The sequence below is a fragment of the Mesorhizobium sp. LNHC232B00 genome (genome assembly GCF_000502435.1).
Classification (GTDB): domain Bacteria; phylum Pseudomonadota; class Alphaproteobacteria; order Rhizobiales; family Rhizobiaceae; genus Mesorhizobium; species Mesorhizobium opportunistum.
In genome coordinates this window covers 126,697-135,351 of the sequence record NZ_AYWP01000012.1, presented here as the reverse complement: position 1 = coordinate 135,351, position 8,655 = coordinate 126,697, and the positions used below count along the sequence as shown (strand labels likewise).

The window sequence follows — 8,655 nt, the reverse complement described above, 5'->3', positions numbered from 1 at the left end:
ACGCGGGCTGCGCGGGGCTGTCGACGGCGGCAGCGGGCGATGGCGACTTGTCGCCGATCTCGATCGCGGGCGCCGCACCGGGCGCGGGCTCGGCCGTCGCTGCGTCGACCTCCAGGCCAACATCCGCCACCGCCGGCAGGAACTCGGATTCGATTTCGGTGATTGTCGCCTGGATCGACTTGCGGCGCTTGATGGCCATTTCCACGGTCACGCCGGGATTGGCCTGGAGCGCACGGTCGAGCGCGGCAAAGGCCGACCGGTAGACCCGCTCGCGGAACGCGCGGTCCTCGGCATTGCCCTTTTCCAAGGCGTTCCGGATCGCTTTTTCGATCGCGTCCAAGCGAAATCCCTCTGCAAATCGCCTAACCTGGCGTGATGGTTAGCCGCAGGCGACCAATCAATCAACGGGCGGGCAGCCGCATTCTGCCTCGACGGGCTGTCCAAAGTCCATCTTCGCGATATTCCGGCAAACAAAATCGGAATATCGCGGCGATTTTCACGCTCGGGGATGCGTGAACCCGGTTTTCATCGCCATGGACGCTCCTCAACGATTTGCCAAGTCGCATCTTGAATTCGCGGCCGGTTGCGTCTATCACCCAGCCCATCTTGGATGGCTTCGGCCTCCCGGGCCGCTTTAGCTCAGTTGGTAGAGCACCGCATTCGTAATGCGGGGGTCGCGTGTTCGAGTCACGCAAGCGGCACCAAGCTTCACCTTTATCTCCGGTCAGAAATATTGCGCGGAACGCTGCTGCGCATCGACGTGGGACGCGCCGGAACAGGTGCGCCGCCCCGACGTTATGGAGTTGCTGAACAAGGGGCGCACAGTGGCTTCCAAGGCGAAAAGAAGCCCGAGAACGACAGGCGAGCGATCCTCGTTGATGGACGCAGAAGCCGCCGGTCGGGCCTCATCGACGAGCGAAGACGGCAAAACGAGCCTGAAATCGCACCAAACGGACCGGGGCCGCGACGCGGATCGGCCGTCGCAGATCCCACGGCTCGGCTGGAGAGATATTTTCTGGCGGCTCTGGGACGAATTCAACAAGGACCGTGTTCTGCTGGTGGCGGCCGGCGCCACCTTCTATCTGCTCTTGGCTCTGTTCCCGGCGCTGGCGGCATTCATCTCGATTTACGGCTTTGTCGCGGACCCCGTCACGGTGGCCGATCATGTCGCCTATCTCGGCGGCTTGCTGCCGTCGGGCGGGCTCGACCTCATTCGCGATCAACTGCAGGCTTTGGCCAGAGAGAAGCCGAGTGCCTTGGGAACCGGTTTCTTCATCGGCCTCGGCATCGCGCTTTGGAGCGCCAACAGCGGCATGAAGGCACTCTTCGATGCCATGAACATCGCCTATGAAGAGCGCGAGAAACGCAGCTTCATAACGCTCAACCTCATGTCGATCCTGTTCACGATCGGAGCCCTGCTGATCGGCATCGTGCTGTTGCTGACGGTGGGCGTCGTCCCGGCGCTGTTGCGCTACTTCTATCTTGATGCCTGGACGGAGACGCTGGTCGCGGTTTCTCGATGGCCGATCCTGATCGCCACCATGCTGACCGGCGTTTCCCTGCTCTACCGTTTCGGACCAAGCCGGGAACATGCGAAGTGGCGATGGCTTAGCTGGGGAGCCGTGATAGCCACCGTGATTTGGGTCGCCGCATCATGGCTCTTCTCGTTTTACCTGCAACATTTTGCCAACTACAACGCGACTTACGGATCGCTGGGCGCGGTCGTGGGGTTGATGATGTGGACATGGATCTCCGTCATCATTCTGATCGTCGGCGCCGCGATCAATGCGGAGATGGAGCACCAGACGGCCATCGACTCGACCACAGGGCCGCCGCTGCCGATGGGCAAGCGCGGTGCGGTCGTCGCCGACACGTTGGGCAAGATCGCAGATTGATGTGCCGTTACATAACGGTCTGCTGTGCAGTATCCGGAGAACGCGGACGGCTACGCCTGGCAGTGCATTTTCAAGCCGGGCGAAGCATGTCCGCCATTGTCGAGACAAAGGTTTGGTGGGACACTTGGACGTCAGCATGGGAGGTCGAAAATGCCCAACACTTTCAAGACCGGAGACGTCGTCAAGCTGAAGTCGGGAGGCCCGAAGATGACGGTCAGCGACGGTGCCGCTTCCGGCGTGTATCTGTGCCATTGGTTCAACAAGGAAGGCGACGTCTGGACCCCGCAACATGCGGGTTTCAAATCGGACCAGTTGGTGCCCGACGACCAATCGACATAATTCCTGTCCCAGAAGGGGCCGGATCAGGGGTATTCCCACCGCTCTCGGAACCAGCGCTGTCGCGGTGTCGCCGACATTCGGCATGATCGGCACAGGGCGACCGACGGATTTCCGCCGTCGCGGCGTTTAACGGTTGAAGCGTGACCTCGGCACAGGCCGTGGCCAACGCGCCAACCGGAGACGCCGAACCATGATACGCAGTTCGATCTTTGCCGCTGCCTTGAGCCTGCTGACCGTGGCCGCTTTCGCCCAGACTGCGACGCAGCCCCCAGCTACCACGCCCCCTGCCGCCACTCCCCCAGCCACCACGCCCCCAGCCACCACACCGCCCGCTGCCGCGCCGAAGGCTAAGCCCGACCTCACCCTGGCCAAGTTCCAGAAGCGGCGGGAGAAGGCGATCATGGCTGCCGACACGGACGGCGACGGCAAGATCAGCCTGTCGGAATGGGAGGCCTTTCAGGCCAAGCACAACGGCAAGGCCGATCCCGCCAAATCCTTCGCGCGCGTCGATTCCAACCATGACGGCTTCATCGATCGCGCCGAACTCGATGCCTTCTTCGCCAAGCGCTTCGCCAAACTGGACAAGAATGGCGATGGCGTTCTGACGGCCGACGAGAGGCCAGGCCACAAATCCGCTCCCAATCCGGAGCAATGACCAAGAGGCCATGAAGCGTGATGAATATCGGGAGCGCCCCAGCCGATGAGCGCCGATCCGGACGAGGAGTTGGTTCGTCGGGTCGGTGCTGGCGATCCCGCGGCGGTGCAGACGCTCGTCGCGCGCAAGCTGCCGCGCATCCTGTCGCTGGCCGCGCGGATGCTGGGCGACGCGGCGGAGGCCGAGGATGTCGCGCAGGAAACCTTCGTGCGCATCTGGCGTCATGCATCGAGCTGGCGGCGCGGCAATGCACGCTTCGACACCTGGATCCATCGGGTGACGCTCAACCTGTGCTACGACCGGCTGCGTCGGCGCCGCGAATGGGTGACCGACGCTGTGCCGGACGTGGCCGACCCGGCGCCGCTTCCCGACGCCCATCCGAGGGAAGACGCGTTTCGCGTCGAGCAGGCCCTGCAGGCGATCGCGCCGCGCCAGCGCGAGGCGATCGTCCTGGTCTACTATCAGGAGATGTCGAACATAGAGGCGGCCGCGACCCTGGAGATCAGCGTCGATGCCTTGGAAAGCCTGCTTTCGCGCGGCCGGCGGGCCTTGCAGACGATCCTGGCCAGGGATGGTGTCCATGACTGAGAAGGGCATGACTGAGAAAGGCATGACCGAGAAAGGCACGACCACGAATGCGCGGCTTCCGTCGCGCCTTGCTGGCTGGGCACCGGTTTCCATCGTTGCGACACCGCGCGGGGCACGCGGCACCTTTGGGCAAGGGGAAAACAGATGACCGAAGAGAACAGTCAGGCGATGGACGCCAAGCGCTTCGCGACACTGGCCGCGGCCTATGGCAGCGACCTGCGCCGATGGCCGCAAGCCGAACGCGAGGCGGCGACCGCGTTCGCTTCAAGCGAGGCGGGCCAGGCCATTTCGGGGCACGCCGGCAGGCTCGATGCCCTGCTCGACCGCTACAGCGTCCCGCACCCCGGCAAGGCGCTGCACGACGCCATCCTGCGGACTGCCGGCCAACATCTCACCCGGCGTCGGCGCCAGCGGTTCTGGTGGCTGGGGATGGGACTTGCGGGCATCGGTCTTGCCGGCGCCGTCGCGGGGCTGGCCCTGGTGACCGTCGTCACGCCGGAGGTTCAGCCCGACCACTATGTACTCGATGCCAACGCGACGGCGTTCGGCGATGCCGGGCCCGACGGCGAAAACAGCGAGGAAAGCCTATGAGCACGCGCTGGATCCGTGGTCTGGTCATCGCTTCGATTGTACTGAACGTCTTTCTGGCTAGCGCCCTCGTCAGCGGCGCCGTCTGGCTGAGGAATGCCAGGGCAGGCCCGGGTTACTCGCTGGAATCGGCCAGCGGCCGGCTTCCCGACCAGGACCGCAAGGCATTCCGCAGGACGCTGCGTCAGGTCCGCATGGACTCCCGTCAGATCATTCTCGATGGCCAGCAGGCAAGGCAAGAGGCAGCGCAGCTGTTGCAGCAGCCCGTTGTGGACGCCACGGCCCTGTCCGCTGCACTCGAACGCGCACGCAACGCCGATGTGACCGTACGCACCCGGCTTGAACAGGCGATTGTCGGCTTCGCGGCGAATACGTCGCCCGAAAACCGGAGCGTACTGGCGCAGGCGCTGCTGCGCCATGTCGAACGCCGCGCCGCCGCCGCACCAAAAAAATCGCCGTGACGACCGACGGGAAACGGTTTTGACGCCGTTTAATGAGGGAAGGGCCAAGCCTGGCCGATCGCATGATGCGGCAGGCAATCTTCCAACTCGAGCACTCGGAGTTCAACGATGAACCGTCTGACAAAGTATGCAGCTGCTGCCGTCCTGGCCGTTAGTGGAACCGTCGCCGCAGCCGCGACGTCCAATGCAATGCCGATCGTGTCGGTTACCAAACCGGCGGCTCCCGCCCTGGTGGAGCACGTCCGCTGGGGTTGCGGGATAGGATGGCATCCGAACCGTTGGGGTCGCTGCGTGCCGAACCGCGTCGTCGTGCGACCCTTTATCGTCGGCCCGGGCTACCATGTCTGGCATCCGCATCGTCATTGGCACCGCTGGCACCGTCACTGGTAGAAATGTGTGGGCCAGGCGGCTTCGCTGCCTGGCCCCTCCAGCCGAAGAAACTGGATATCTTTGTGGAGCCACGCGCTGCGCGAGTGCTGCAGCGCTGCCCTGATCAGGCGACCTCGACCTCGGCGACCGGCTCTCCCCGCACAAGCCTGGTGACGCCGGCGAAGTCGAGCTTGCCGGAACCAAGCACCGGCACTTTCGGGACGACGCGCACTTCGGTCGGCACCATCAGATCCATGGCGCCATTCGCCTTGGCGAAGGCCAGGAAATCCGAGCGTGTGGCGCCCGGAGCCTCGGTGATCAGGATCAGCTTTTCGCCCTTGCGCGCATCCGCAACCGCCGCGACTGCCGATAACGAACCTTTCCACAATTCACCCGCCAGCGCCTCGACGGCGGCCAGCGAGATCATCTCGCCGCCGATCTTGGCGAAGCGCTTGGCGCGGCCGCGAATGGTGATGAATCCGCCCTCGTCCACCGAGACGACGTCGCCAGTATCATGCCAGCCATCCGGCAGCGGTTCGAGCACGCCCGGCTTCTCGGCGCGAAGATAGCCCGCCATCACGTTGGGCCCGCGCACATGCAGCCGTCCGCCATCGTCGACACCTGGCACCGGATCGAGACGATACTCCATGCCGGGCATGATTTTGCCGACGCTGCCGGACCGGTTGTACATTGGCGTGTTGATGGAGATCACCGGCGCGGTCTCGGTGACGCCATAACCTTCCAGGATACGCACGCCGAACTTTTCCATATAGGTCATGCGGGTCGACGGCTTGACCGGTTCGGCGCCGGCAAAGCAATAGCGTATCGAGCGGAAGTCGTATGGGTGCGCCGAGCGCGCATAGCCGCCGAGGAACGTATCGGTGCCGAAGATGATCGTCGCATTGGATGCATAAATCAGTTCCGGCACGATGCGGTAGTGCAGCGGCGATGGGTAGAAGAAGACCGGTACACCGGAAATCAGCGGCAGCACGGTGCCTGCCGTCAAGCCGAAGGAATGGAAGATCGGCAGGACGTTGAACACCTTGTCGCCCGAGTGGAAGTCGATCCGCGAGGCCGCCTGCGCGGCGTTGGCCAGGATGTTGCGGTGGGTGAGCACGACGCCCTTCGGCGTGCCTTCGGAACCCGAGGTGAACAGGATCACCGCCGGGTCGGTGGCCTTGCGGGCGACCCGTGGCGTGCTCTTGCGCAACAGGCCAAGCAGCTTGTCCTTGAGGCCGATGGTTGCGCGCAGGTCGTCGAGCCAGACGATGTCGACCGACCGGCCCATCTCCTCGATCACGGCGCCGAGCTTGGCCTGTTCGACAAAGGCTCGCGAGGTCAGCACGGTGCGCGCACCGGCCGCTTTGCAGGCGGAGAGGATGTTGGCGGCACCGGCGGTGAAGTTGATCATCGCCGGCACCTTGCCGGCCGACATGACGCCAAGCAGCGTGGCGCACGAGCCGTTGGCGTTGGGCAGCATGATGCCGAGCGTCTGCTGGCCGGCATAAAGGATCTCGAATTTCTCGCCAAGCACGGCGGCCGCCGTCAGCAGCTTGCCATAGCTCAACGAGCCGGTGACCGGGTCCTGCACGGCGAGCCGTTTCATGCCGCGCTCATTCGCGGTCAGGATGACCTTTTCCAGCACCGTCTTGTCGATGTCCTGGGTGCGGAAGACGAGATCCGACATGACCTGATAGAGGGCAGCGCCCGCCGCGGCGCGCCGCTGGCGGCCCCTCAGCTCCGGCGCCACTTCCAGCTTGACCGGTTCCAGTATGGTCACCTTGACCTTCGGGAACAGGCGGCGGCGCACATGCTGCGACGTCAGCCGGGAGAATGGGCTTTTCTCCAGCCCATCGATGCGGATCGGCACGACCATCGAGCCGGTCTTGTCCGCCACCATGGCAGCGCCGTCATAGACCTTCATCAGCCCGCCGGTGACGGTGATGCGGCCTTCGGGGAAGATGACCAGCGGATCGCCGCCCTGGACGATCTTGATCAGCGTGCGGGTCGACATCGGCTTGGCCGGGTTGAGCGGCAAGGCGCGGGCGAGCTTCATGAACGGCTTCATCCACCAGGCCTGGGCAATGGTGTAGTCGATGGCGAAGACCGGCTCCTCGTCGGTCAGCGTCAGCGCCAGCGGACCGTCGAGGAAGCTGACATGGTTGAGTGCCAGGATCGGTGCCTTGCCGGCCGCCTTGAGGTTTTCCATGCCCTCTATCTCCAGGCGCAGGAAGGCGCGGAACAGGATGGAGACGAAGTCGCGGAAGGCGTTGGTCGGCAGATATTTCAGCATCAGCCAGGCGGCGACTGCGTTAGCCGCGGCGAGGCCGAAGAGGATGCCGCCGGTGGAGACTTTCGTCTGGATCAAGGCGACAACGATACCGCCCACCGTCATGAAGCCGGCATTGACGATGCTCACGGCTGCGACGACGCGGGCGCGGCGCGCTTCGGGCGACCAGGCCTGCACGGCGGCGAAGGTCGGCACCACCAGGAAGGCGCTGGCGATGGCCATGCCGGCAAGGTCGATCGCGACGCGGATCGTGTTCGGACCGGCGAAGAATGCGCTAAGGGTTTCCGCCTTGGGCGAAGGCTGCATGCTCCAGATGGTCCAGGCCAAATGCAGGCCGAACAACGCCAGCAGCGCCGTGCCGACGGGAGCGGGCAAGAGCACGATGCGCCCCTGCGACATCCATGCGGCAATGGCCGAGCCAATGGCGATCGAGACGGCGAAGACAGCGAGATAGGCGGTGACCGCGATCTCGTTGCCGCCGAGCGAATCCTTGATCAAGGTCGGCAGGATCGAAAGCACGATGGCGCCGATCAGCCAGAACCACGACGTCATCAGTCCGGCGCGCCAGATCCGCTTGTCGGTGCGCAGTTCCGAGACCTGACGCCAGGTCGAGCGGAAGATGTTCTTGTCGATGACGAGGTCGGGCGCCGCCGAACCCGTTGCCGGAATGTAGCGGCTGACGAACCAGCAACCGACGGCCAGGGCCATCATGATCGGCCCGAACACGGTGACGCCGATGCCATCGGCCGAGACGACGCCGCCAGCAATGGTGCCGCCGAGGATGGCGGCAAACGTGGCCGACTCGATCCAGGCGTTGGCCTTGGGCAGTTCCTTGCGCTCGAGATGATCAGGCAGGATGCCGTATTTGATCGGCCCGAACAGTGCCGAGATGATGCCGAACATCAGCAGCGCCGTCATCAGCACCGGGATGGACGACAGCGCGATGCCGGCGACGGAGACTGCCGCCGCTGCGATCTCGGCGAATTTCAGCCGCCGCGCGATCAGCGCCTTGTCGAAGCGGTCGGCGATCTCGCCGCCAAGCGCTGACAACAACAGGAAGGGGGCCATGAAGACTGCCCCGGCGAGCGTGACCAGGGAAGCCGCCTGGTCGGCGGCCAGCGTGAAAAGGATCAGGAACACCAATGTGTTCTTGAGGAAATTGTCGTTGAAAGCGGACAGGAACTGCGTCCAGAACAGAGGCGCAAAGCGCCGGGACAACATCAGATGCGTGTTCATGGCGATTTCCATTTGGCGGAACCCTGCGACAGCGAGTGTCGGTGGGCCCTACGGGTTGCAGGCGCTGTTTCGATCTAAGTGATAGTCGTGAGCTGGTTAAACTTCCTTACTGCGATCGATGCCCATCAAATGAACATCGTTCATAATCGCACTCTACCACGTCTTGAACATTGTTCAAGCAGAAAATGAACAGCGTTCACCGCCGTTGAAAACGGAAGCGGCGGCCGGTGAGGT

Annotated in this window: 8 protein-coding genes, 1 tRNA gene and 1 pseudogene; 8 read left to right on the top strand and 2 right to left on the bottom strand. The window is 63.9% G+C overall.

The window, feature by feature from the left end:
* Window positions 1-340 (bottom strand): annotated as a pseudogene (locus tag X743_RS0136145) (hypothetical protein); the annotation flags it as partial.
* Window positions 341-628: 288 nt separating this feature from the next.
* On the opposite strand from X743_RS0136145, the gene X743_RS152105 reads away from it, so the two are divergent.
* The 8 genes from X743_RS152105 (at window position 629) to X743_RS152135 (ending at window position 4,526) form a co-directional block, all read left to right on the top strand.
* Window positions 629-704: transfer RNA gene (locus X743_RS152105), tRNA-Thr, on the top strand.
* Between the two features lie 174 nt (window positions 705-878).
* On the top strand, window positions 879-1,895 hold the full coding sequence (locus tag X743_RS152110; protein WP_051508550.1) for a YihY/virulence factor BrkB family protein: 1,017 nt from the start codon (window positions 879-881) through the stop codon (window positions 1,893-1,895).
* Window positions 1,896-2,045: 150 nt separating this feature from the next.
* Window positions 2,046-2,234, top strand: a complete 189-nt coding sequence (locus X743_RS152115) for a DUF2158 domain-containing protein (RefSeq protein WP_023766405.1) — start codon at window positions 2,046-2,048, stop codon at window positions 2,232-2,234.
* A 190-nt stretch (window positions 2,235-2,424) separates the two neighbouring features.
* A complete protein-coding gene (locus X743_RS152120) occupies window positions 2,425-2,889 on the top strand; it encodes an acid-shock protein (RefSeq protein WP_023766404.1) in 465 nt (154 codons plus the stop codon).
* 45 nt (window positions 2,890-2,934) lie between these two features.
* On the top strand, window positions 2,935-3,477 hold the full coding sequence (locus X743_RS152125) for an RNA polymerase sigma factor (RefSeq protein WP_023766403.1): 543 nt from the start codon (window positions 2,935-2,937) through the stop codon (window positions 3,475-3,477).
* Complete coding sequence (locus tag X743_RS1000000172090; protein ID WP_156934438.1) at window positions 3,470-3,625, top strand: hypothetical protein; 156 nt, start codon at window positions 3,470-3,472, stop codon at window positions 3,623-3,625. The genes X743_RS152125 and X743_RS1000000172090 overlap by 8 nt, the downstream gene beginning before the upstream one ends.
* Entirely contained in the window at window positions 3,622-4,068 is a 447-nt protein-coding gene (locus X743_RS152130; protein ID WP_023766402.1) for a hypothetical protein, read from the top strand. Before X743_RS1000000172090 ends, X743_RS152130 begins: the two co-directional genes overlap by 4 nt.
* Window positions 4,065-4,526 (top strand): periplasmic heavy metal sensor, encoded by a 462-nt coding sequence (locus tag X743_RS152135; protein ID WP_023766401.1) that lies wholly within the window; start codon window positions 4,065-4,067, stop codon window positions 4,524-4,526. Before X743_RS152130 ends, X743_RS152135 begins: the two co-directional genes overlap by 4 nt.
* Window positions 4,527-5,019: 493 nt before the next feature.
* On the opposite strand, the gene X743_RS152140 is transcribed toward X743_RS152135, so the two are convergent.
* Window positions 5,020-8,421 carry an acyl-[ACP]--phospholipid O-acyltransferase gene (locus tag X743_RS152140; RefSeq protein WP_023766400.1) on the bottom strand — a complete coding sequence of 1,134 codons (3,402 nt, stop codon included), beginning with the start codon at window positions 8,419-8,421 and terminating at the stop codon, window positions 5,020-5,022.
* Window positions 8,422-8,655: the final 234 nt, after the last annotated feature.

Bases quoted from the DNA above. Each gene is read 5' to 3' on its own strand.
- X743_RS152110 (WP_051508550.1), top strand. From the start codon at position 879: ATGGACGCAGAAGCCGCCGGTCGGGCCTCATCGACGAGCGAAGACGGC.
- X743_RS152115 (WP_023766405.1), top strand. From the start codon at position 2,046: ATGCCCAACACTTTCAAGACCGGAGACGTCGTCAAGCTGAAGTCGGGA.
- X743_RS152120 (WP_023766404.1), top strand. From the start codon at position 2,425: ATGATACGCAGTTCGATCTTTGCCGCTGCCTTGAGCCTGCTGACCGTG.
- X743_RS152125 (WP_023766403.1), top strand. From the start codon at position 2,935: ATGAGCGCCGATCCGGACGAGGAGTTGGTTCGTCGGGTCGGTGCTGGC.
- X743_RS1000000172090 (WP_156934438.1), top strand. From the start codon at position 3,470: ATGACTGAGAAGGGCATGACTGAGAAAGGCATGACCGAGAAAGGCACG.
- X743_RS152130 (WP_023766402.1), top strand. From the start codon at position 3,622: ATGACCGAAGAGAACAGTCAGGCGATGGACGCCAAGCGCTTCGCGACA.
- X743_RS152135 (WP_023766401.1), top strand. From the start codon at position 4,065: ATGAGCACGCGCTGGATCCGTGGTCTGGTCATCGCTTCGATTGTACTG.
- X743_RS152140 (WP_023766400.1), bottom strand. From the start codon at position 8,421: ATGAACACGCATCTGATGTTGTCCCGGCGCTTTGCGCCTCTGTTCTGG.